Origin of the sequence: Micromonospora sp. WMMD1155, from assembly GCF_029581275.1 — a bacterium.
Lineage (GTDB): Bacteria > Actinomycetota > Actinomycetes > Mycobacteriales > Micromonosporaceae > Micromonospora.
The window spans coordinates 3,257,355-3,279,235 of record NZ_CP120742.1; the positions used below are offsets into that span (position 1 = coordinate 3,257,355).

The 21,881-nt window shown below is 73.0% G+C and carries 19 protein-coding genes and 1 riboswitch; of the genes, 9 read left to right on the top strand and 10 right to left on the bottom strand.

The genetic code is table 11. From position 1 onward, the window contains the following. Nucleotides 1-4 precede the first annotated feature (4 nt). A complete protein-coding gene (locus O7617_RS14840) occupies nucleotides 5-538 on the bottom strand; it encodes a GNAT family N-acetyltransferase (protein WP_282264223.1) in 534 nt (177 codons plus the stop codon). Nucleotides 539-854: 316 nt separating this feature from the next. Here O7617_RS14840 and O7617_RS14845 point away from each other — a divergent pair, with 316 nt between their 5' ends. From O7617_RS14845 to groL, 3 genes are all read left to right on the top strand, one after another. Next, nucleotides 855-1,058 (top strand): cold-shock protein, encoded by a 204-nt coding sequence (locus tag O7617_RS14845; RefSeq protein ID WP_088991357.1) that lies wholly within the window; start codon nucleotides 855-857, stop codon nucleotides 1,056-1,058. Between the two features lie 96 nt (nucleotides 1,059-1,154). After that, nucleotides 1,155-2,300, top strand: coding sequence for a hypothetical protein (locus O7617_RS14850; RefSeq protein ID WP_282264227.1), 1,146 nt, complete (start codon nucleotides 1,155-1,157; stop codon nucleotides 2,298-2,300). Between the two features lie 270 nt (nucleotides 2,301-2,570). Then, complete coding sequence (gene groL / locus O7617_RS14855) at nucleotides 2,571-4,193, top strand: chaperonin GroEL (RefSeq protein WP_088987389.1); 1,623 nt, start codon at nucleotides 2,571-2,573, stop codon at nucleotides 4,191-4,193. A gap of 58 nt (nucleotides 4,194-4,251) precedes the next feature. Here groL and O7617_RS14860 read toward each other — a convergent pair whose 3' ends face one another. The 3 genes from O7617_RS14860 to O7617_RS14870 form a co-directional block, all read right to left on the bottom strand. Continuing rightward, nucleotides 4,252-4,500, bottom strand: coding sequence for a hypothetical protein (locus tag O7617_RS14860; protein ID WP_282264229.1), 249 nt, complete (start codon nucleotides 4,498-4,500; stop codon nucleotides 4,252-4,254). A 78-nt stretch (nucleotides 4,501-4,578) separates the two neighbouring features. Further along, entirely contained in the window at nucleotides 4,579-5,511 is a 933-nt protein-coding gene (locus tag O7617_RS14865; RefSeq protein ID WP_282264230.1) for a GNAT family N-acetyltransferase, read from the bottom strand. A 16-nt stretch (nucleotides 5,512-5,527) separates the two neighbouring features. Beyond that, nucleotides 5,528-8,056, bottom strand: a complete 2,529-nt coding sequence (locus tag O7617_RS14870; protein ID WP_282264231.1) for a S8 family serine peptidase — start codon at nucleotides 8,054-8,056, stop codon at nucleotides 5,528-5,530. A gap of 251 nt (nucleotides 8,057-8,307) precedes the next feature. Here O7617_RS14870 and O7617_RS14875 point away from each other — a divergent pair, with 251 nt between their 5' ends. Continuing rightward, complete coding sequence (locus tag O7617_RS14875) at nucleotides 8,308-10,125, top strand: glycerol-3-phosphate dehydrogenase/oxidase (protein WP_282264743.1); 1,818 nt, start codon at nucleotides 8,308-8,310, stop codon at nucleotides 10,123-10,125. Nucleotides 10,126-10,213: 88 nt separating this feature from the next. Then, nucleotides 10,214-10,750: a hypothetical protein gene (locus O7617_RS14880; RefSeq protein WP_282264232.1), complete on the top strand. Its 537-nt coding sequence runs from the start codon at nucleotides 10,214-10,216 to the stop codon at nucleotides 10,748-10,750. Nucleotides 10,751-10,841: 91 nt separating this feature from the next. Here O7617_RS14880 and O7617_RS14885 read toward each other — a convergent pair whose 3' ends face one another. Then, the gene (locus tag O7617_RS14885; RefSeq protein WP_282264234.1) at nucleotides 10,842-12,242 is read right to left on the bottom strand and encodes an FAD-linked oxidase C-terminal domain-containing protein; all 1,401 of its coding nucleotides are present in this window, start codon (nucleotides 12,240-12,242) and stop codon (nucleotides 10,842-10,844) included. 68 nt (nucleotides 12,243-12,310) lie between these two features. Here O7617_RS14885 and O7617_RS14890 point away from each other — a divergent pair, with 68 nt between their 5' ends. Next, nucleotides 12,311-12,595 (top strand): DUF4031 domain-containing protein, encoded by a 285-nt coding sequence (locus O7617_RS14890; RefSeq protein ID WP_282264236.1) that lies wholly within the window; start codon nucleotides 12,311-12,313, stop codon nucleotides 12,593-12,595. On the opposite strand, the gene O7617_RS14895 is transcribed toward O7617_RS14890, so the two are convergent. Continuing rightward, entirely contained in the window at nucleotides 12,567-13,223 is a 657-nt protein-coding gene (locus O7617_RS14895; RefSeq protein ID WP_282264238.1) for a metal-dependent phosphohydrolase, read from the bottom strand. The two genes, O7617_RS14890 and O7617_RS14895, sit on opposite strands and share 29 nt — an antisense overlap. A 106-nt stretch (nucleotides 13,224-13,329) precedes the next feature. Here O7617_RS14895 and O7617_RS14900 point away from each other — a divergent pair, with 106 nt between their 5' ends. After that, nucleotides 13,330-14,565 carry an FUSC family protein gene (locus O7617_RS14900; RefSeq protein WP_282264239.1) on the top strand — a complete coding sequence of 412 codons (1,236 nt, stop codon included), beginning with the start codon at nucleotides 13,330-13,332 and terminating at the stop codon, nucleotides 14,563-14,565. 4 nt (nucleotides 14,566-14,569) lie between these two features. On the opposite strand, the gene O7617_RS14905 is transcribed toward O7617_RS14900, so the two are convergent. Next, the gene (locus O7617_RS14905) at nucleotides 14,570-15,745 is read right to left on the bottom strand and encodes an aminotransferase class V-fold PLP-dependent enzyme (protein ID WP_282264744.1); all 1,176 of its coding nucleotides are present in this window, start codon (nucleotides 15,743-15,745) and stop codon (nucleotides 14,570-14,572) included. A gap of 145 nt (nucleotides 15,746-15,890) precedes the next feature. Beyond that, nucleotides 15,891-16,011, bottom strand: a riboswitch (SAM riboswitch). 23 nt (nucleotides 16,012-16,034) lie between these two features. On the opposite strand from O7617_RS14905, the gene O7617_RS14910 reads away from it, so the two are divergent. Further along, nucleotides 16,035-17,516: a PrsW family intramembrane metalloprotease gene (locus tag O7617_RS14910; RefSeq protein ID WP_282264240.1), complete on the top strand. Its 1,482-nt coding sequence runs from the start codon at nucleotides 16,035-16,037 to the stop codon at nucleotides 17,514-17,516. Between the two features lie 95 nt (nucleotides 17,517-17,611). Here the strand turns inward: O7617_RS14910 and O7617_RS14915 are convergent, their stop codons facing one another. Together O7617_RS14915 and O7617_RS14920 are read right to left on the bottom strand one after the other, a co-directional pair. Then, the gene (locus O7617_RS14915; protein WP_167393609.1) at nucleotides 17,612-17,779 is read right to left on the bottom strand and encodes a hypothetical protein; all 168 of its coding nucleotides are present in this window, start codon (nucleotides 17,777-17,779) and stop codon (nucleotides 17,612-17,614) included. Nucleotides 17,780-17,860: 81 nt separating this feature from the next. Then, the gene (locus O7617_RS14920) at nucleotides 17,861-18,199 is read right to left on the bottom strand and encodes a co-chaperone GroES (protein ID WP_030327790.1); all 339 of its coding nucleotides are present in this window, start codon (nucleotides 18,197-18,199) and stop codon (nucleotides 17,861-17,863) included. A 161-nt stretch (nucleotides 18,200-18,360) separates the two neighbouring features. Here O7617_RS14920 and O7617_RS14925 point away from each other — a divergent pair, with 161 nt between their 5' ends. Beyond that, entirely contained in the window at nucleotides 18,361-19,659 is a 1,299-nt protein-coding gene (locus O7617_RS14925) for an AI-2E family transporter (RefSeq protein ID WP_282264241.1), read from the top strand. Here the strand turns inward: O7617_RS14925 and O7617_RS14930 are convergent. Beyond that, nucleotides 19,656-21,863: an ATP-dependent DNA helicase gene (locus O7617_RS14930; protein WP_282264242.1), complete on the bottom strand. Its 2,208-nt coding sequence runs from the start codon at nucleotides 21,861-21,863 to the stop codon at nucleotides 19,656-19,658. The genes O7617_RS14925 and O7617_RS14930 overlap by 4 nt on opposite strands. Nucleotides 21,864-21,881: the final 18 nt, after the last annotated feature.

Genomic DNA, 21,881 nt, shown 5'->3' on the forward strand with positions numbered 1-21,881 from the left:
GGGGTCAGGCTGGGCGGCGCATCTGCAGCTCGGTCATCGCTGGGATGTTGGGGTGGGGGACCCGTACACCGGTGTCCTCGAAGCCGAGCCGCTGGTAGGCGCGGTAGGCGCGGTCGTTGCCCACCACCACCTCCAACAGCAGTTCCGGTCGCCCGCAGGCCCGCGACCAGGCCGCGACGCCGTCGATCAGCTCGCCGAGAAGGCCGCTGCCCCGCCAGGTGGGCGTGACGTACACGGCGTAGATGACGGTCAACCCCGCCTCGTCCGGAGTGGTGGTGCCGCCGGCGTGCCCGACCAGCCGGCCGCCGCCCGGGTCCGCGACGAACTGCGCGTTGTTCGGGCCGGCGGAGGTGTAGGCGATCCGTGCGGCGTACTCGGCGTGGGACCGGGCCGCCGCGTCCGCGATCGTCTCCAGGAAGGCCAGCGGCGCGTCGGCGAGCATCTCCAGACGCAGCGCCCGCATCCGGGCGGCGTCCGTCGGCCGCACTCGGCGGATCTCCGCCTGGCGCAGGACGGGCGAGCCGGTGTCGGTGGTCATGTCCGCATGCCTACCACAGGGCGGACGGGGCTCCTGGCCACGCCTCTCGGGCCGTTGCCCCGGGGGTCGGCCTGCCCCTTCGCCAGGATCCACCGCCGCCGATCCGGCGGATCGGGAAACGGGTTCCTCGACGTCGTCGGGCCGCGCTGGAATATGCCCGATTTGCGGTCGTGCACGGCCGTCACTCCTCGTGTAGCGTGCGATTTCGGTCACCGCTTCAATGGCCGTCGTCGATTGCTGAGGCGGTGCTCCGATGGCGTCCGGCTGTGCCGTGCGCCAGGCCGGCAACGCCGCACAGAGTGAGGGAAGTGGCACCGTGGCACAGGGTTCCGTGAAGTGGTTCAACGCCGAGAAGGGTTACGGCTTCATCGCCGTCGACGGCGGTCAGGACGTGTTCGTTCACTTCTCCGCGATCGAGATGGACGGCTACAAGGCGTTGGAGGACGGCCAGCGGGTCGAGTTCGAGATCGCGCAGGGCCAGAAGGGTCCGCAGGCGGAACACGTACGCGTCATCGGCTGAATCTCCCGTACCGAGCGGCCCCGCGCGTCGGGGCAGCGGCACGGGCGCGCAACCGGGAAGATCGTGAACCGTTCCAGCCGATGCTGAGGAGCGTTCATGACCGACCAGCCACCCTCGTCCACCCCACCCTCCGGGCCAGGTGAGCCGGGCCCGTCCGACCCGACCCAGGGCCAACCCGGTGTGGGCGGTCCTCCGCCGGGTGGCGAGCACGTACAGCCGGCCAGCCTACCGCCGGGGTGGGACCCTGCGCCGGGCACCTGGGGGCCGGGCGGTCCGCCGCCGCAGGGCTGGGTGTTCCCGCCCACCGGGGGTTACCCACCCGGCGCGGGTCCGTACGGCGCGCAGCAGTGGTATCCGGGGCCGCCGGCCGGGTGGTATCCGCCCGGCTACGGGTTCGACCCGAACGACCCCCTCGTCACGCCGCCCGGCTTCGGCATCGGTGGCTGGTTCAACAGGTGCGGGGGAGCGCTGCGCCGGGGTTGGCGACAGTTGGTGCCGATCATGCTGCTGACCCAGGTGCTGCCCGCGGCGGTGCTGTCGGTGATCTCTCTCGGGGTGGACCCGTCGGCGACCTGGGCCGCCGAGGCCGAGACCAATCCGACCGCCGCACTGCCGGACGACTTCGTCGCGGAGTTGGCGGGGCTCCTGGCCGTGCTGGTCGGTGGGAGTCTGGTGATCGGCCTGGTGCAGGCCGTCGGGTGGGCCGCCGGCAGTTGGGTGATCACCCGGCAGGCAGCCGGTCAACCGGCCGGCCTCGACGCCGCGCTGCGCTACGGCCTCCGTCGGGCGCTCGGGCTGTGGGGGTGGACCCTGCTGATCAGCCTGCTCATCGGCTTCGGCATCTGCTTCTGCGTGCTGCCGGGCATCTATCTGGCGTTCGCGTTGAGCATGGCGGGCCCGGTCTACCTCTTCGAGCGCCACAACCCGATCGGCCGATCGTTCCGGATGTTCCACGACCGGCTCGGCCTGCTGCTCGGGCGGGTGGCCCTGGTGGCCCTCGCGGTGATCGTGGTCAGCTTCGTCGCGAGCGCCCTGGAAGGGTTCGGCACCTCCGCTCTCGGCACCGATCCCTTCGCGTCGGCGGGCACCGCGCTCGGCGCGGTGGTGGTGATCGGGGTCACCGCTGTCCTGGCCCTGCCGGCCCACCTCGCCCAGATGATCGGTCTGCTGCTGACGTACACCGAGCAGCGCGCTCATGAGGGGCCGGTGAACGCCACCGGACTCGCCGCGGAACTCGGCTGAGCGGCTTCGTCGTGCTTGCACTCGGCAGGGGAGAGTGCTAAACAAGTCATTGGCACTCGCATACCGTGAGTGCCAATGGTCGGGACGGTGGGGCCAGGTCGCACCGGCGTGGAGACGCCGGGGCGGCACACGGCCGGTCGTCGCGGGCTATCCGGCCCGGCCGAAGGACGTCGTCGTCGCCAGGTGGCGACGTCCCAAGGTGCGTACACCAGGCGGCCCATCCGAGGCACATCTCGGGTGGCCCGTGAGTGTCCAGGAGGACAACGCCGTATGGCCAAGATGATCGCGTTCGACGAAGAGGCGCGCCGCGGCCTCGAGCGGGGCATGAACCAGCTCGCCGACGCCGTGAAGGTGACCCTCGGCCCCAAGGGCCGCAACGTCGTGCTCGAGAAGAAGTGGGGTGCCCCCACCATCACCAACGATGGTGTGAGCATCGCCAAGGAGATCGAGCTCGAGGACCCGTACGAGAAGATCGGCGCTGAGCTGGTCAAGGAGGTCGCCAAGAAGACCGACGACGTCGCCGGTGACGGCACGACGACGGCGACCGTCCTGGCCCAGGCCCTGGTTCGCGAGGGCCTGCGCAACGTGGCCGCCGGCGCCAACCCGATGGCCCTGAAGCGGGGCATCGAGACCGCTGTCGCGAGCGTCTCGGAGGAGCTGTCCAAGCTCGCCAAGGACGTCGAGACCAAGGAGCAGATCGCCTCCACCGCCTCCATCTCCGCTGGTGACAGCACCGTCGGCGAGATCATCGCCGAGGCGATGGACAAGGTCGGCAAGGAAGGCGTCATCACCGTCGAGGAGAGCAACACCTTCGGGCTGGAGCTGGAGCTCACCGAGGGTATGCGCTTCGACAAGGGCTACATCTCGGCCTACTTCATGACCGACCCGGAGCGTATGGAGGCCGTCTTCGACGACCCGTACATCCTGATCGCCAACAGCAAGATCTCGTCGGTGAAGGACCTGCTCCCGATCCTGGAGAAGGTCATGCAGTCGGGCAAGCCGCTGCTGATCATCGCCGAGGACCTGGAGGGCGAGGCTCTCGCCACCCTGGTGGTCAACAAGGTCCGTGGCACCTTCAAGTCGGTCGCCGTCAAGGCGCCGGGCTTCGGTGACCGCCGCAAGGCCATGCTGACCGACATCGCCATCCTCGCCGGTGGTCAGGTCATCAGCGAGGAGGTCGGCCTCAAGCTCGACGCCGCCAGCCTCGACATGCTGGGCCGCGCCCGCAAGGTCGTGGTGACCAAGGACGAGACCACCATCGTCGACGGTGCCGGTGACGCCGAGCAGATCCAGGGCCGGGTGAACCAGATCCGGGCCGAGATCGACAAGAGCGACTCCGACTACGACCGGGAGAAGCTGCAGGAGCGGCTGGCCAAGCTGGCCGGCGGCGTTGCGGTCATCAAGGTCGGCGCGGCCACCGAGGTCGAGCTCAAGGAGCGCAAGCACCGCATCGAGGACGCCGTTCGCAACGCGAAGGCCGCCGTCGAGGAGGGCATCGTCCCGGGTGGTGGCGTCGCGCTGGTCCAGGCCGGCAAGACCGCCTTCGACAAGCTCGACCTGGTCGGCGACGAGGCGACCGGTGCGAACATCGTCAAGGTCGCGCTGGACGCCCCGCTGCGGCAGATCGCCGTCAACGCCGGCCTCGAGGGCGGCGTCGTGGTGGAGAAGGTCCGTAACCTCGAGTCGGGTCACGGCCTCAACGCCGCCAACGGCGAGTACGTCGACCTGCTGGCCGCGGGCATCATCGACCCGGCCAAGGTGACGCGCTCCGCGCTGCAGAACGCCGCCTCCATCGCGGCGCTGTTCCTCACCACCGAGGCCGTCGTCGCGGACAAGCCGGAGAAGACCCCGGCTGCCCCGGCCGGCCCGGGTGGCGGGGACATGGACTTCTGAGTCCAGTTCCGACACACCGAACGGGGCGGGCCGCTGACGCGGTCCGCCCCGTTCGTCGTCAGGTCGGCAGTGGGCGCTGGTTGCGCCGTTTCTGCGCCCGGTCGTACGGCGGAAGCAGTTGGATCGGGGCGTCCACCATCTCGCGCGGCTCGTCCACCAGCGGCGACTCCCCGTCGGTGGTCATCTCGGCGAGTTGTTCGGCGTCGCCGTAGTCGAGCCGGTCGAATGGCAGTCGGCCGGGTAGCTCGCCGACCGGTTTCCAGGTGATCGGCGTGCCGTCCTCGGTCTGGTCGTCATCCGTGGTCATGGCTGCCTCCTCTACCGAAACGGTAGGGGGCGTCGATGGCCGATGCGGGCGAATGGATCTATGTCCTGTTTGACCCTTTTAGTCGGTCAAGGTCCGTCGGTACAGGAAGAAGACCCGCTCGATCCAGGCGCCCGCGCTGCCCGAGTAGAACGGCACCGGCCCCACCCAGCCGATCTGCGCCCGGTCCAGCCCGGCCGCCTGCTGATCCCGCAGGCAGCGGCGCAGCAACACCCCACCGATGCCCGAGCCCTCCGCCGCCGGCGCGGTGCCCATCGGCCCGAACCAACTCGGCCGGGACGACCCGTACGCGGCGAAGCCCAGCACCTCGCCGTCCCGCTCCGCGAGGTGGCAACCGGCGCCGTCCCGACCCACCGACCCTGTCAACTCGCCGTCCCACGCGCCGCCGAAGGTGGACCGGGCGAATGCGGTGAGCGCCGGCAGGTCCCTCGGCTCCGCCCGACGTACGGTCACGCCCTGGTCGGCCAGCCGACGCTCCGCCGCCTCCGTGGACCGCAGGGCCGGCGACCCGTCGTACGACAGGTCCGCGGTCATGTTCCAGGCGGTCCGGTCCTGGTGGTAGCCGAGCGCGAGGGCGGCACACACCGCCGGCGTGTAGCGGACGTCGATGCCCGGCCACGCGTAGTACGGCGGGTTCCCGGCCAGCAGCACCTCGGTCACGCCGCGCTCGGCGAGCACCTGCTCGGCCCGCCGCAGCAGTGAACGGCCGACGCCCCGACGGCGCTGGTCCGGCAGGACCGCGACCAGGTCCACGTGCCCGATGCCCGGCTCGGTCGCCGACTCCGAGCAGATCAACACCCCGACCAGGTCCGCACCCCGGTACGCGCCCAGCCCGACCACCCGCCGGTCGGCGGCGGCCCGGGGCCAGAGCACGTCCACGACGGGGGCCGCCTCGGCGGCGTCCTCGGGCAGGTCGAGCGCCTGCTCGCAGAGCCGTACCACGGCGGGGACCAGGTCGGTGCTCAGCTCGGTGACGGTGATCTCGGCGTCCATGGTCGCCGACCCTAGATCACCGGGTACCGGGTCGCACCCCCGCGGCCGCCCGAACGGCGGCGTACGCGTCGACCTGACCGGCCCCGGTGACGTTCGACGGGGTGCCGCAGTCGTCGGACGGGTTGCGGGAGCGGTAGGTCGGCGTGGCCGCCGTCGCGGTGTCCCGCAGGATCTGCCGGGTCCGGGTCACGTCGCCGACCAGCGCCGGGTTCGCCGACCACATCAGCGCGACCACCCCCGCCACCTGCGGGGTCGCCATCGAGGTGCCGTCGAGTGCGGCGTACGTGCCGCCCGGCATGGCCGACACCACGCCCACACCCGGCGCCAGCACGTCCGGCTTGCCCACGCCGGGAACCGGTCCGCGCGAGGAGAACTCGGCGACCCGTCGCTGCGAGTCCACCGCGCCCACCGTCAACACGTCCGGGAACGGAGCCGGCGGGTCGTCGATCGACGCGCACCACGGGCCGGTGTTGCCGGCCGCGGCCGCCACGAAGATCCCGGCGGCGTCCAACGCGGCGGTGGCCGGGCGCAGCACACCCCGGTCGCACCCCTCGATGGACGGGCAGCCCCACGAGTTGGTCAACACCTGCGGGGCGCGCTCCGGGCGGCCGTCGGTGAACGGGTCACCGCCGGTCGGGAAGGGCGCCAGCATGAACTGGAGACACTGCAGGTAGTGCCCGGGGCTGCCGAGGTTGCGGTCCAGGTTGACGCAGCCCACCCACTGCGCGTCCGGTGCCACCCCGATGCCGTCCCGCCCGACCGCGCTGCCGACCGTGTGGGTGCCGTGCCCGCCCTGGTCGGTGGGGCTGCGCGTGCCGTCCCACGGGTCGTACCAGGAGTCGTCGCCACCGCGGAACTGCGCCCGCAGTGCCGGATGGGTGCCGTCCACCCCCGAGTCCGAGCTGCCGACCACGATGCCCGATCCGGTCACGCCGAGCTGGGACCAGACCTTGTCGGCACCGATCTGGCTGATGTTCCACTCCGGACCGGTGGGCTTGGGCGCGGTGCCCCGGTTCTGCCCGGCCGGGGCCGGCAGTGGGCGGAGGCGTTGGCTGATCAGCACCCGGTCCACCTCCGGTCGGCGGGCGAGCCACGCGCGCACCGCCGGGCCGCCGTCCACCTCGACCGCGTTCACGAGGTAGTACGACACCGGGTCGAGTCGAAGTCGGCTCAGCTCCCGGACCAGGTCGGCCTGGCTCTGCTCGGCGGTCGTCACCAGCCGCCGGTAGACCTCCGTCGCCCGGGCGTCCCGCCCCGCCCGACCCGCCGTGCCGGTCGGCAGACCGGTCAGGTCCGCCTGCGCGCGTAGCACCACCAGCAGTCGCTCGCCGTACAGGCCCGGTTGGCCGGGGCCGAGGTCGACCACGCCGAACGCCACCACCAGCACCACGGCGGTCACGGCGGCGAACCGACGACTCGGGGTACGCGCCGACGGCCGGGCGAGCAGCACCGCGTACCCGATGGCCACCAGGACGGCGACGGCGAGCCCGACGCCGGTGGCGGCCGCCACCCAGAACGGGACGTCCCGGGTGCCGATCAGCAGCAGGCTGATCTCTTCCGGGTCGGTGAAGGCGAGCGGGCCGAGTGCGGCCGACCCGACGAGCCAACCGGTCGCCGTCCGACCGGCACGCGCGGCGTCCGCCGACTCGTCGGACGACCGCCAGGCCGCGGCCCACAGTGCGGCCAGGGCGAAACCCGTGGGCGGCAGGGTCCACAGCGCGGGCAACTGCGCGCCGGACTGGCCGGCTCCGGCCGCGAGCAGCAGCAGCGCCACCCCGGCGACCAGGCCCCCGACCAGCACCAGCCGGGCCGGCCGCGGTGGCCAACCGACCGCGAACCGGGACCAGAACGTGGCGTCCAACAGGGTCGCGGCCAGCACACCGAGCGCGGCGGACGCCAGCAGCGCGAGCGCGGTCTCCAACAGCCCGCCGAGCGCGCCCAGCCAGGCCCACGGCAGCAGCATCGCCGACCCGGCCGCGACCGCGAGCAGCGGCACCGGCCCGGGTCGGCGGGCACGCCCGGCCGGCTCTGCCCCGGTCCGTGCGGCGTCGCCTGCCTCGGTCCATGCGGCGCCGCGGTTTTCGGTGGGTGCCGCGCCGCTGACCGCCGCGGCTGGTCCGGGGTACGCCTGCCGGCGGGTCGATCGGCGCACGACAAGCGCGGTGAGCGTGGCTACGGCGGCCAGCGCGGCGAGGTACGCCTCGTGGTGCACCGGCGGCACGACCCGCAGCGCGGTGAGCACCCCCAGTGCGACGGCCCCGACGAACCAGACCCGCCCGGTGGCCCGGACCGTTGTCGACCGGGGCACGACGGCCAGCAGCAGGGAGGGCGTGCCCACCAGCACGACAGCCGCCAGGCCGAGCACCGGCCAGAGCCAGCCGACCCGATCCCGGCCGAAGCCGAGCATCACCTGGTCGGTGACCCAGCCGCCGGACTGGACGGCCACGGTGACGGCGACGATCCAGCAGCCGACGAACACGGCCGCCACCGCCGGCCAGGGGGAGCTGCGGTGGTCGAGTCCGGGGTGCGAAGGCTCACCGTGCATCCGAGAACCTTACGACCGATGTCGAACGGTTCGGACGCGGACATCACGACGCGGGTCCGCAGTGATCAAGTGATGAAAAGTAGGTCCTGATCGTCGCAGGCGCCTATTTCTCATCACTTGATCAAGGCGGGAGGGGCGGCCACGCCGCGCGGAGAGGGGCGAAGGTAGCGACGTGGGCGCGCGCTTCGGGTCGGGCGACGAATGTCGACTGGCGAGCACGGGGTTACCGTGGACGGGTGCGTGACCCCAACATCTCCCGCTCCGTCGCCGGCCAGCTCTCGCCGGTCCGCCGTGCGTCCGACCTGCGCCGACTGCGCGCCGAGCGCTTCGACGTGCTGGTCATCGGGGGCGGGGTGACCGGTGCCGGAGCCGCCCTGGACGCGGCGTCCCGGGGCCTCAAGGTGGCCCTCGTCGAGGCGCGCGACCTCGCCGCCGGCACCTCCAGCCGGTCCAGCAAACTCATCCACGGTGGCCTGCGCTACCTGGAGCAGTTGGAGTTCCACCTGGTGCACGAGGCGCTCACCGAGCGCGGGCTGCTCGCCACCCGGCTCGCGCCGCACCTGGTGCGCCCGGTGCCGTTCCTGGTGCCGCTGCCGGCCGGGCGGGGCCTGCGCGACCTGCCGGCTCGGATTCTCCGCCGCTCGTACTACGGCGCGGGTGTGGCCGCGTACGACGCGTTCGCCGGGCTCTTCGGCGGCGGTCGGGGGATGCCACTGCATCGGCACCTGACCCGGGAGAGCGCCCGGCGGATCTTCCCGAGTCTGCGGGCCGACGCGCTGGCCGGTGCGATCCGCTACTACGACGGGCAGGTCGACGACGCCCGCCTGGTGGTCACCCTGGCCCGCACCGCAGCCAGCCTCGGCGCGACAGTGGTGAGCAGCGCCCGTGCCGTCGGGCTGATCCGGCAGGCGCGTGAGGTGACAGGTGTCCGCGTACGCGACCTGGAGGCGCCGGCCGGCTCACCGGACGCGGAGTTCGAGGTGCACGCCCGCACCGTCATCGCCGCGACGGGGGTGTGGAGCGACGACATGTCCCGGATGCTCAACGACGTGGGGCTGCGGCCCGGCATCCGGGTGCGCGCCTCCAAGGGGGTGCACCTGGTGGTGCCCCGCTCGGCGATCACCGGCGAGACGGGACTCATCCTGCGTACGGCGAAGTCGGTGTTGTTCGTCATCCCGTGGGGCGGGCACTGGATCATCGGCACCACGGACACCGACTGGCGGCTGGACCGGTCCCACCCGGCCGCCTCCGCGAGCGACATCGACTACCTCCTCGAACAGGTCAACACGGTGCTGGACCGGCCGTTGACGACCGCCGACATCGAGGGCGTCTACGCGGGGCTGCGGCCACTGCTGGCCGGGGAGGCCGACTCGACCTCGAAGCTGTCCCGCGAGCACGCGGTCTTCGAGCCCATGCTCGGGTTGCTGCTGGTGGCCGGGGGCAAGTACACGACGTACCGGGTGATGGCCTCCGACGTGGTCGACCGTGCGGCCCGTCGGCTCGGTGGGACCCGCCCGTCGCGTACCGCCGACCTGCCGCTGCTCGGCGCCGACGGGTACCCGGCGATGTGGCGGGACCGTGCCGACCTGGCTCGCCGGCACGGCGTCCCGGTGGGCGTGGTGGAGCACCTGCTGGAGCGGTACGGCAGCCTGACCCTGGACCTGCTGGCGCTCGTCGACGCCGATCCGCTGCTCGCGTCTCCGCTGGCCGGTGCTCCGGAGTATCTGGCGGCCGAGGTCGCGTACGCGGCGCGGGCCGAAGGTGCGCTGCACCTGGAGGACGTGCTGACCCGCCGGACGCGGATCTCGTTCGAGACCAGTCATCGGGGGTTGGAGTCGGCGGATCACGCCGCCGAACTGATGGGCGCGGTGCTCGGTTGGGACGCGGCGACCCGGGCCCGCGAGGTGGAGCACTACCGCGCTCGGGTGGAGGCGGAGCGGCAGTCCCAGTTGATGCCGGACGACGCGGCGGCGGACGCGGCTCGGCTCGGTGCCCCGGACGTCCGGGGTTACGCGGCCGATCGTGGTGGCGACGACGATCAGGCGGAGCTACGCACGTCCGCTCGATGACGAATTGCGACGTTACCAATGGGTAACCATCGATACCGACCCGGATGGTGGTTTCGAACGCTACCTACGGTGGGGTAGGTTTCCGCGCGTGCTACCCCGCGCGCGCCCTCGTCTGCTCACACCCCTCCTCGCCGTCGCGCTCGCCGGTGCCCTGACCGGGTGCTCGCTGTTCGACGGCGACGAGCCGGGTGAAACCGTCGCGCAACCCACCGGAGCCGCGGCGGGAGGCGGGTCGCAGTTGGAGATCCCCACCACCGTCGCCGCCGGTCAGGTCAGCCTGGTGCAACGGCTCGGCGAGGACGGCCCACTGCGCACCCTCAGCGTCGAGCGCAACGGTGCCTGGCAGTGCCTCGACTGCGCCGGCGACGGCGTGACCTCCCGGGGCACCCTGGCTCCGGAGTTGACCGAACGGCTCCAGGTGCTGCTCGCCAACCCGTCGCTGGCCGACGAGACCGACCAGGCCCGGCGCTACCGGACCACCTGCATCGACGCGCTGACGTCCAGTCTCATCACCTCGACCGGGCTGATCACCTCGCAGGACTGCCCGGGTGAGGAACGCACGCCGGTCGCCGGTGAGATCCTGCTGCTGCTCACCCAGGCGACCCCGGCCGAGGTCAAGGGCTGACCGCAGCCGGCCGAGGTCGAGGGCTGACCGCAGCCGGCCGAGGTCGAGGGCTGACCGCAGCCGGCCGAGGTCAAGGGCTGACCGCGGAAGGTCAGAGCACCTTGCCCGGGTTGAGCAGACCGGCCGGGTCGAGCGCCGACTTGATCGCCTGGTGCACGCGGACGCCGACCGGCCCGATCTCCCGGGCCAGCCAGTCCCTCTTGAGCAGCCCCACGCCGTGCTCGCCGGTGCACGTGCCACCCAGGTCGAGGCCGAGCCGCATGATCTCGTCGAACGCCCGCCGACCGCGCTCCACGCTCGCCGGGTCGGCCCGGTCGACCACGATGTTCGGGTGCATGTTGCCGTCCCCGGCGTGACCCACCACACCGATCGGCACCTCGCACTCCGCAGCGATCCGGGCCACTCCGTCCAGCAGCGCCGCGAGCGAGCCACGCGGCACCGCCACGTCGTCGATCACCAGACCGCCGTTGCCGCCCGGGTACGCGTCGGCGGCGAACTTCTCCATCGCCGGGTGCGCCAGCCGCCGGGCCTGGAGAAGCGCCGCCGCCTCCACCGCGTCGGTGGCCGCGTAGACCTCGTCGGCGCCGGCCGCCTCGCACACAGCGGCCAGACCGGCCAGGTCGTCGGCGGCCCGGGTGCCGGTGTCCGCAGCGGCCAGCAGCAGCGCCTGAGCGTCGGTGCGCAGCCCCATCGGCTGGTACGCCTCGATCGCCCGCAGGTGGGTCTGGTCGAGCAGCTCCAACAGGCTGGGGGTGAGCCCACGAGCCGCGATCTCGGCCACCGCGGTCCCCGCCGCGGCGGTGGACGGGAAGACCGCCACCAGGGTCAGCGAGTCGGCCGGTGCGGGCCGCAGCGCCACGGTCACCTCGGTGATCACGCCGAGGGTGCCCTCCGAGCCGACGAAGAGGCGGGTCAGGTCGTAGCCGGCAACCCCCTTGGCCGTACGCCGGCCGGTGCGCAGCACCTCACCGGAGGCGAGCACCACCTCCAGGCCGAGGACGTACTCGGTGGTCACGCCGTACTTCACACAGCACATGCCACCGGCGTTGGTGGCCACGTTGCCGCCGATCGTCGACGACTCCCAGGACCCGGGGTCCGGCGGGTACCAGAGCCCCTGCTTGGCGACCGCCCCGGCCAGCGCCGCGTTGACCACACCGGGTTGGACCACGGCGATCCGGCTCACCGGGTCGATCTCTCGGATCTCGTCCATCGCGACGGTGCTGATCACCACCGCCCCGTCCACCGCGTTCGCCGCGCCGGCCAACCCGGTCCGCGCGCCCTGCGGCACCACCGGTACGCCGTGTCGCGCCGCCGCCCGCACCACGGCGACCACCTGTTCGGTGCTGCGCGGGCGGGTCACCACGAGCGGGGTGCCGGCGGCGCACAGGTCGGCCTCGTCCCGCTGGTGCATCCGCAGCAGGTCCGGGTCGGTGAGCACGGCGTGGTCGCCGAGCGCGTCGCGCAGGTCGTCGAGGAGATCGGTGGGGGCCATGCAGCCGAGGCTAGGTCGCCGGCCGGCGATCATCAACATGATCGACTGCGCGGGATAGCTTGGGCACCATGCTCTACCTGGACCGGCCTGCCTGGCCGTGGCGCGGTCGGCTGTGGTCGCACCTGATCAGTGACGTCTCGTACGCCGAGCTGCACGCCTTCGCCGAGACGCTCGGCGCGCCCCGGCGCGGTTTCGACAGGGACCACTACGACATCCCGGCCGACCGGTTCGCGGCGGCGGTGTGGCTCGGCGCGCAGGTGGTGCCGAGCCGCGAACTGGTCCGGTTGCTCCGCACCGCCGGGCTGCGTCGCCCGAAGCACCTGGTCAGCCCAGGCCCTCCGGTTCCTCGCTGAGCGCGGCCAGCTCGCGGCGCACATTGTCCCGGGCGGGCTCCTCCCAGTGGGCGGCCGGCGACGGCAGCCGGAACAGCGCGGGCAGGGCCAGCAGACTCGTCAACACCGCCGCCCGCCCGGCCCGGAAGGCCGGATCCGGCACGTGGGCGTACTCCCGGCGGATCGCCGAGGCGTACCGCTCGTAGGTGGCCGGCGGCGCGGCCAGCACGGCGAGGTCCGCGTCGCAGAGCAGCGCGCCGTCCCCGTCGCCGGGTGCCACGGTGTGCCCGGCGGTGAGCAGCACCAGCCGACGCACCTCGGCGACCGCGGACGCCGGCACCCCGAGCCCGGCGAGCACCTCGTCGGCCAACGCGGCGCTGTCGCGTTCGTTGGCGTACCCGGCGGCCCGTGGGTCGTAGACGGCGTCGTGGAACCAGGCCGCCAACCGCACCAGGTCGACCCGGTCGGCGAGGTCGGCGTACTCGTCCACCACGTCGAGCACCGCCGTCAGGTGGGCCACCGTGTGATAGTGCCGGTGCGGCTCGCGCCACCGACCGAGCAACTGCTCCCCGGCCCGGGCGGACGACGCGTCCGGACTCGCGCCGGCGCCTCGTACCGCTGCTCGCCATCGCTCGAGTAGATCAACCACCGCCCGAGTCTGCCGTATCCGCCCGTGACGCGTGGGAACTGAGGATTCAGCGCGCCCACCACGGGTAGTCGCGCCCATGGCCGTGGCCCGGGACAAGCGACAGCCGATGGTGCGACGTACCGCGTTGCGTGACGGGTTGGTGGACATCGACGGTGCCCGGATCGCCGAGGCGACCGAGCAACTGCGCCATCGGAGCCGGGCCACCCTGCACGACCGTCTGCACCGGGTGCGGATGGCGGGCGGGCTGGCCCTGCAGGCCGGGCTGGCTGCCGGAATCGCGTACCTGATCTCGCACAAGGTGCTCGGCAACCCGCAACCGGTCTTCGCGCCGATCTCCGCGGTCGGCACCCTGGCCGCGTCGGTGGGCCAGCGGTTCCGCCGGACCATCGAGTTGATCGTCGGGGTGGGGGTAGGGGTGGCCGTCGGCGACCTCTTGATCTACCTGCTCGGCACCGGGGCCTGGCAGCTCGGCCTGGTGGTCACGGTGGCGATCCTGCTCACCATCTTCGCCGGGGCGAGCGTGGCCATCGTCATCCAGGCGGCGGCCACGGCGGTGCTGATCGTGACACTGAGCCCCTCCACCCAGAACCTGGAGATCCCCCGGTTCGTCGACGCTTTTCTCGGTGGCGGGGTGGCCCTCGTGGTCACCGCGTTGTTGCTACCGCTGAACCCACTACGGGTGATCAACCGGGCCGCCCGGCCGGCGCTCGACCTGCTCGCCACCCAGCTCGACGTCACCGCGGACGGGTTACGCAGCCGGGACCGCGCCGAGATCCAGCGGGCACTGGACCGGCTGCGCGACAACAAGGAGGAGTTGGCCACGTTGGGCGAGGCGATCGAGGGCGCGAAGGAGACCGCGATCCTCTCCCCGGCCCGCTGGCACCGCCGCGACGAACTGACCCACTACGCGGAGGCGGCCGACCCGATCGACCGGGCGATGCGGAACAGCGGCACCCTGATCCGCCGGTCGGTCACCCTCGTCGAGGACGAGGAACCGGTACCCGACTCGATGCCGGACTCGATCGCTCACCTCGCCGAGTCGGTCCGGCTGCTCAAGCACGAGTTCGCCGCCGGGGAGGAGCCGGAGAAGGCCCGGGAGCGGTCCCTGCGGGCGGTCAGCGAGGCCGGTCGGGCGTACGGCGCCGGGGTCGGCTTCTCCGGCAGCGTGGTGGTCGCCCAGATCCGTACCACCGCCAGCGACCTGCTGGTGGCCTCCGGGATCGAGCAGGAGGAGGCGAACCGCTGGATCCGCACCGCCTTCGGGGAGCAGGAGCGGCCGGTCGCCGAGCCGGCCAAGCCCGACGAGACGCCGAAACCGCCCACCGCCCCACCCGTCGGCTGAGCCCTCAGCCCAGTTCGGCGAGCGCGGTCAGCAGCCGGTCCACCTGCGCAGCCGTGCTGCCCAGGCCGACGCTGGCGCGCAGCGCGGTGGGCGGCAGGTCCGGTCGACCGGTACGCGCCGCCGCCTCGCTGAGCAGACGTCGAGCCAGCGGGTGGGCACAGAACAGCCCGTCGCGTACGCCGATGTGGTGCTCGGCCGCCAGCCGCGCGGCCACGTCGCTGGAGTCCCAGCCGACGACGACGAACGAGACGATCCCGACGCGGGGCGCGTCCGGGCCGAAGGTGCGCAGCTCCACGACGTGCGGCAGAGCGGCGATGCCGGTCCGCAGTCGGGTCAGCAGCGCCTGCTCCTGAGCGGCCAGCGCGGCCCGGTCGGCGTCGTCGAGCGCCGCGCACACGGCCGCCAGCGCGACCGCGCCGAGCAGGTTCGGTGTGCCGCCCTCGTGCCGCGCCGGCCCGGTAGCCCAGGTCACGTCGTGGGTCGCCGGTCCGACCCGGCTGGTGGCGCCGCCACCGGCCAGGTAGGGCGGAGCGGCGTCCAGCCAGTCCGCCCGGCCGATCAGCACGCCCGCGCCGAAGGGCGCGTACAGCTTGTGGCCGGACACGGCCAGATAGTCGACGCCGAGCGCGAGCAGGTCGACCGGTGCGTGCGGAGCGAGCTGCGCGGCGTCCAGCACGATCCGGGCGCCGTGCCGGTGCGCCACCCGGGCCAGCTCGGTGACCGGCCACAGTTCCCCGGTGACGTTGCTGGCACCGGTCACGGCGACCAGCACCGGCAGCGCCGGGTTGCTGCCCCGGCGCAGTTCGGTGAGGGCGGCGGCGAGGTCGCGTACCGCCGCGTCCGGGTCGGTGGGCACCGGCAGCCGCACCGAGCCGCGCGGCCAGGGCAGCAGGTTGGCGTGGTGCTCACCCGCGAAGGTGACCACTGTCGTGCCGGCCGGAAGGGCCCTCGCCAGCAGGTTGAGCGCGTCGGTCGTGTTGCGGGTGAAGATCACGTGGTCGTCGGCGCGGGCACCGAAGAAGTCACCCACCGTCTGCCGGGCCTGCTCGTAGGCGAGGGTGCAGCGTCGGGACAACGCTCCCGCCCCACGGTGCACGCTCGCGTACCACGGCAGCAGCTCGGCCACCGCGTCGGCGGCGGCCCGCGCACACGGCGCGCTGGCGGCGTAGTCCAGGTTGATCTCACCCGGTACGCCGAGGACGTCGAGCGGCCCCGACGAGGCCGGCTCGGGCGCGGCGTCGAGATGGGTGGATGGTGCGGGGAGAAGAGTGACGGACACGCCGGGACCTCCGGGGTCAGGGACCCCGGGTGCACTGTCGGGACGGGGTCCGCGCTTGCCCAGCACACCGATCGGGCTGGGCCCGGTCATCACCCGGGGCACCCCACCGCGAACTCGACGAGGGTTGCCGGCCAGCAAGCCGGGGCTTCGCGCTGGCACTCGTGACCTGCGGGCAGCATAGCGGCAACCGATGCGACCGGACCAGTCGGCGGCGGATGGCTACGCTGACCGCATGGCCGACACCCCGCCCGGTTCGCAGCTGCCGTCGCCGCCGCCCGCACCCACCGCCCCGTCCGTCGGCGAGGCGCCCCGGATGCCGCGCCGCCGACTGGGCTGGCGGCGGTTCCTGGCGCTGGCCGGGGTGGTGCTGCTCATCGCCGCCTGCGCGGTGTTCATGGTCTTCACGCTGGGCCAGTCGCTCGGTCTGCAGGCCCTGCTGATCGGTGTGGCCGCCGCCATCCTGCCGGTGCCGGTGCTGGTCGCCTGCTTCCTCTGGCTGGACCGGTACGAGCCCGAGCCGCTGAAGTATCTGATCTTCTGCTTCGCCTGGGGTGCGTTCGTCTCCACCGCCGCCTCGCTCACCGTGAACGACTTCGCGGCAGGCCGCTTCGCCGACTGGGGTCTGCCGTCCGCGCTCACCGGCGTGTTGGTGGCGCCGTTCATCGAGGAGTCGACGAAGGCGCTCGGCCCGATCCTGCTGCTGGTGTTCCGCCGCCGCGAGTGGTCCGGGATCACCGACGGCCTGGTCTACTGCGGGCTGTCCGCGGTCGGCTTCGCGATGGTGGAGAACATCCTCTACCTGGGCGGGCTGGGCTACGCGTCAGGTGTCGACAGGTATGGCCCGGCGACCGGCATCCAGCAGGTCATCGCGATCTTCATCCTGCGGATCCTGCTGTTCGGGTTCGCCCATCCGCTCTTCACCTCGATGACCGGTTTCGGCCTGGGCATCGCGGCGCGGACGGCGGACCGGCGGGTGCGGGTGCTCGCCCCGATCGCCGGCCTGCTGTTGGCGATGATGTTGCACGGCACGTGGAACCTGCTGCCCACGCTGACCCAGGCCACCGGCGAGGCGGTGATCATGCTGTACGGCTTCCTGGGCCTGATGGTGCCCGTCTTCTTCGGCACGGTGGGGCTGGCGGTCTGGTTGCGCGCCTGGGAGGGACGGCTCACCGAGCGCGTCCTGCCGGACTACGTACGCGCCGGTTGGCTGAGCCCGCCCGAGGTGGCCGCGTTGAGCAGCCTCGGCCGGCGGCACGCGGCCCGCAGTTGGGCGCGCCGGGTGGCCGGCGACGCCGGGGTGCGGGCGATGCGCGGCTACCAGTCCGCCGCCACCCGCCTGGCCCTGCTGCGCGACGGCACGCTGCGCGGCCTGGACCGGAAAGCCGCCGACCAGGAACGGACGGCGCGGGAGGAGCGGGAGCTGCTGGACGCGATCAGCGCGTACCGGTCGGTGTTCGTCGGTCGGGACCCGCAGGCCCCGGCCGGGCTCTGGGACGGTAGCCGCTACCACCTGCGCTTCCCGGACGGCACGCAGCGCCCGGTGAGCGCGCCGGACGAGCCGGTGGTGCCGATTCCGGTGGTGCTGACGCCCGCCCCGCCACCTGTCGGTCACGCCCCGCCCGGCTGGCCCGGCCTGCGCCCGCCCGCGCCCTGGCCCCCGGCTCACCACTGACGGCCGCCGGCCCCGTCCGGCGGCTCAGGTCATCGCGGGGCTCCGTACATCGGCGGGGCTCAGGTCATCGGCAGGGCTCCGCACGTCGGCAGGGCTCAGGTCATCAGCGAGGTGAGGAAGTCGCCGAAGCCCTGGAACATCGCGATCAACGCGGCCCCGATCGCCCGGAACATCTGCGCGGCGCCGTCCGGCCGGAAGGCCACGAAGTAGATCAGGAACGCGACGAAGCCCCAGGTCAACAGCTTCTTCACGAATACCGGCATCGTCCCTCCCCAGGGCCACGGTCGCCGGATGGCTTCCCGTCGTGCGGCCGGGCAAACGGTGCGCGGCAGGGAGGGGGTGCGTCAGAGGTAGAGGCCGGTGGAGTCGTTCTCGATCCGCTCGGCGGCCACGGCGTGCACGTCGCGCTCGCGCAGCAACACGTACCCGCGACCGTGCAGCTCGACCTCGGAGCGGTCGTCCGGGTCGAAGAGGACCCGGTCACCGGAGACGATGGCGCGGACGTTCGGGCCCACGCCGACCGCGGTGGCCCAGGCGAGGCGCTTGCCGACGGCGGCGGTCGCCGGAATGACGATGCCGGCGGTGGAGCGGCGTTCGCCCTCGCTGCCCTCCATCCGGACCAGCACGCGGTCGTGCAGCAGGCGGATCGGCAGGCCGGCGTCGAGATCGTTGTCGGCGGTCACGCCGCAGACGCTACCGTGTGGCCGACGGCGGGCTGCCGGTGGTTACGCCGGTGGGTGGCCGGGGCAATGTGTGGCGGAACTGCCCTACGGTGTCGGCAGAGAACGTATGCTGGCCGACCTGTCGTCGTGGGCGGACCAGCTTTTTCTGCCAGGAGGTGCGCTTGAGCCGCTTCGAGCGGGTACGCGGGCGGCTTCGCCGCGCCTACCAGTCGCGACAGGAGTCGGCACAGGCCGACGAGGGCACGCTGAGTGACGTGTCGGAGGGGGCCCGGGTGGCGTCGCCGGCCGTGCCGGGCCCGACCGCACCGCCGAGCGCCTCGGTCTACGGCGCCGAACCCCCGGTGGACCTGCACAGTTCGACCTCCAGCCGGGACGACGCCGACGTGCCGCACGGGTTGCGGATCGCCGCCGCGTGGTGCTGGCGGCTGATCGTGATCGGTGTGGTGGCCTGGGCCCTGCTCCGGATCGTCGGCACCATCAAGATCGTGATCATCCCGTTGGCCATCGCGCTGCTGCTCTCCGCGCTGCTCGCGCCGGCGGTGGGCTGGCTGCTGCGGGCCCGGTTCCCCCGGTCGCTGGCGACGGCGGTGGTGCTGGTCGGCGGCCTGGTCGGCGTGATCGGCACGCTGACGCTCGTGGTCAACGAGTTCATCCGGGGCGTGCCGGAGCTGAGCGAGAAGTCCTCGGAGGGCGTCCGGCAGATCCAGAACTGGTTGAAGACGGGCCCGCTGCACCTTTCCGACACCCAACTCGACCGCTACATCGACGAGGCGCAGGGCTGGATCAACAACAACACCTCGAAGTTCACCAGCGGCGCGCTGAGCACCGCGGCGACGCTGGCCGAGGTGTTGACCGGCACCATCCTGGTGCTCTTCGCGACGTTCTTCTTCCTGCGCGACGGCAACCGGATCTGGCGCTTCCTGGTCCGCCTGCTGCCGGTGGCCGCCCGCTGGAAGGTCGACGACGCCGGCCGGGCCTCCTGGCAGACCCTGGGCGCCTACGTTCGCGCGACCGTCCTGGTCGCCTTCATCGACGCGGTCGGCATCGGCATCTTCCTGGTCGCCTTCGACATCCCGTTCGCCTTCCCGCTGGCCGCGCTGGTCTTCCTCGGCGCGTTCATCCCGATCGTCGGTGCGGCGCTCTCCGGTGGCGTCGCGGTGCTCGTCGCACTCGTCGACAGTGGCCCGGTCACTGCGTTGATCATCCTGGGTGCGGTGATCGGTGTGCAGCAGATCGAGGGGCACGTGCTCCAGCCGCTGATCATGGGACGGGCGGTCGCCCTCCACCCGCTCGCGGTGATCATCGGCATCGCCGCCGGTGTCGTACTCGCCGGCATCACCGGCGCGCTGGTCTCCGTGCCGCTCATCGCGGTGCTGAACACCGCGGTCCGTCGGCTCGCCGCCCGAAGGGTTCCGGACACGCCACCCGACGCCGTGGTCGTCGCCGCCCAGGCTCCCTAACGCGAGCCGGCGAGGCGTTCCAGGGCACCGCGAGCCACCTCGGGGCGCGTCGTATACCAGAACGGGGGCAACGAGCGGCGTAGGAACGGCCCGTAACCGCGGGCCGTCTCCAGCCGCGAGTCGAGCACCGCGACCACGCCCTTGTCGCCGGTCGCGCGGATCAGCCGGCCCACACCCTGCGCCAGCCGCACCGCGGCGATCGGCACGCTGACCGCGGCGAAGCCGGAGCCGCCACCGGCGTCGACGGCAGCGGCGCGGGCCGCCGCCAGCGGCTCGTCCGGGCGCGGGAACGGCAGCCGGTCGATGACGACGAGCTGACACGAGTCGCCCGGCACATCCACCCCCTGCCACAGCGACATCACCCCGAACAGGCAGCTGGCGCGCTCCTCGCGGAAACGGCGGACCAGCAACGGCAGGGCCTCCTCACCCTGCAACAGCACGGGCAGGTCGGTCCGCGCGCGCAGCAGCTCCGCGGCCTGCTGCGCGGCCCGCCGAGAGGAGAAGAGACCGAGGGTACGACCACCGAGCGCACCGACCAGCCCGAGCAGTTCCTCTCCGGCGGCCTCGGGCAGCCCGGAGACGCTGGGGCGGGGCAGGTGCGCGGCCACGTACAGGATGCCCTGCCGCGCGTAGTCGAACGGTGAACCGACGTCGAGTGACCGCCACCCGGGGCCCTCGGTCGCCGGTACGACGGCACCGGCAGGCGCGTCTCCGGCCAGTCGACGGCCCGGCGTCTCGGCGGCCGGACGGCCCGGGCCGGTACGGGCGGCCAGCGCGGCCGACGCGGGGGACGGCGGTGCCGGTGGGGGAGCGTCCAGCCCGAGGGCGCGGGCCACCGTGTCGAACCGGCCGCCCAGCGCCAGGGTCGCCGAGGTGGCGACGACTGTGCGCTCGTCGTACAGGTGGGTGGCGAGGGTGCCGGCGACCGAGAGCGGTGCGACCACCAGGGCCCGACGGCTGCCGCTGTCGTTCTTCTCGACCCAGGCCACGTCGTGGTCGGCCTCCTCCAGCAGCCGCTGCGCGGTGCTGGAGAGTTCGTCCAGAGTGGCCTTGGCCTGCTGCTTGCGGACCGGGTCGGGATCGTCGGCCTTGATGTCGCCGATGGCGTCCAGGGCGGATCGGGTCGCCGCGTCGAGCAGCGTGCACGCCTCCCGCAGCGGCGTCGGCAGCCCGGCGGTGATGCGCCCGGCCGGCGCCTCGGCCAGCCCCACCGCGAGGGCGTCACCGGCCGCGGTGAGCGCCTCGGCGGTCTCCGGCCGCAGCAGCGTGCGGGCCCGGCGGGTGGTCCGGTCGACCAGCTCCGGCACCAGCTCCGCCTGGGCCGCGGAGGAGACCCGGTCGGCCAGCTCGTGCGCCTCGTCGACGATGAGCAGCTTGTGCGGCGGAACGATGTGCCGGTCGGCGAGCATGTCGACGGCGAGCAGGCTGTGGTTGGTCACCACGATGTCGGCCTCCCGGGCGCGGGCCCGGGACGCCTCGGCGAAGCACTCCTGCCCGAACGGGCAGCGGCTCGCGCCGACGCACTCCCGGGCGGGCATCGACACCAGCCGCCAGGCCTGGTCGTCGACGCCCGGGTCCAGTTCGTCGCGGTCGCCGGTGGCGGTCTTCTCGGCCCAGTCGCGTAGCCGCTCGATCTGCTTGCCCAGCCGGCCCGCCTCACCGAGCCACTTCGTCCCGCCGCCGGGGCGAGCCGCGGGGGCGTCGAAGAGGGTGTCCTCCGGCTCCTCCTCGGTGGAGTTGTCCAGCCGGGCGAGGCAGAGGTAGTGGTGGCGGCCCTTGAGCACCGCGAAGGTGGGTCGACGCCCGAGCACCGGCTCGACCGCGTCGGCCAGCCGGGGCAGGTCGTGGTCGACGAGCTGGGACTGCAACGCCAGGGTGGCGGTGGAGACCACCACCGGGCCGTCCACGGTGAGCGCCGGCGCGAGGTAGGCGAGCGACTTGCCGGTGCCGGTGCCCGCCTGCACGAGAAGGTGCTCGCCGTCGGCGACGCACTCTTCGATGGCCGTGGTCATCTGCAGCTGGCCGGGGCGTTCCGCACCGCCGGGCACCGCGCCGACCGCCGCCGCCAGCAGTTCGGTGCCGCTGGGCCGGGCACCCCGCCGCCGCCCGTTGGAACGGGCCGACGGGGTGGCGGAACCGGTGGCGGTGCGGGGCGGAGTCACCGTGCGACGGTACCCGTCGCCGCCGACACCGACCGCGCCCATCCGCCGCGTGGCGCGAAT

What these genes read in the sequence shown, in the direction of transcription:
- O7617_RS14840 (WP_282264223.1), bottom strand. Translation starts at nt 538, where the DNA reads ATGACCACCGACACCGGCTCGCCCGTCCTGCGCCAGGCGGAGATCCGC.
- O7617_RS14850 (WP_282264227.1), top strand. Translation starts at nt 1,155, where the DNA reads ATGACCGACCAGCCACCCTCGTCCACCCCACCCTCCGGGCCAGGTGAG.
- groL (WP_088987389.1), top strand. Translation starts at nt 2,571, where the DNA reads ATGGCCAAGATGATCGCGTTCGACGAAGAGGCGCGCCGCGGCCTCGAG.
- O7617_RS14860 (WP_282264229.1), bottom strand. Translation starts at nt 4,500, where the DNA reads ATGACCACGGATGACGACCAGACCGAGGACGGCACGCCGATCACCTGG.
- O7617_RS14865 (WP_282264230.1), bottom strand. Translation starts at nt 5,511, where the DNA reads ATGGACGCCGAGATCACCGTCACCGAGCTGAGCACCGACCTGGTCCCC.
- O7617_RS14870 (WP_282264231.1), bottom strand. Translation starts at nt 8,056, where the DNA reads ATGCACGGTGAGCCTTCGCACCCCGGACTCGACCACCGCAGCTCCCCC.
- O7617_RS14885 (WP_282264234.1), bottom strand. Translation starts at nt 12,242, where the DNA reads ATGGCCCCCACCGATCTCCTCGACGACCTGCGCGACGCGCTCGGCGAC.
- O7617_RS14890 (WP_282264236.1), top strand. Translation starts at nt 12,311, where the DNA reads ATGCTCTACCTGGACCGGCCTGCCTGGCCGTGGCGCGGTCGGCTGTGG.
- O7617_RS14900 (WP_282264239.1), top strand. Translation starts at nt 13,330, where the DNA reads ATGGTGCGACGTACCGCGTTGCGTGACGGGTTGGTGGACATCGACGGT.
- O7617_RS14910 (WP_282264240.1), top strand. Translation starts at nt 16,035, where the DNA reads ATGCGACCGGACCAGTCGGCGGCGGATGGCTACGCTGACCGCATGGCC.
- O7617_RS14915 (WP_167393609.1), bottom strand. Translation starts at nt 17,779, where the DNA reads ATGCCGGTATTCGTGAAGAAGCTGTTGACCTGGGGCTTCGTCGCGTTC.
- O7617_RS14930 (WP_282264242.1), bottom strand. Translation starts at nt 21,863, where the DNA reads ATGGGCGCGGTCGGTGTCGGCGGCGACGGGTACCGTCGCACGGTGACT.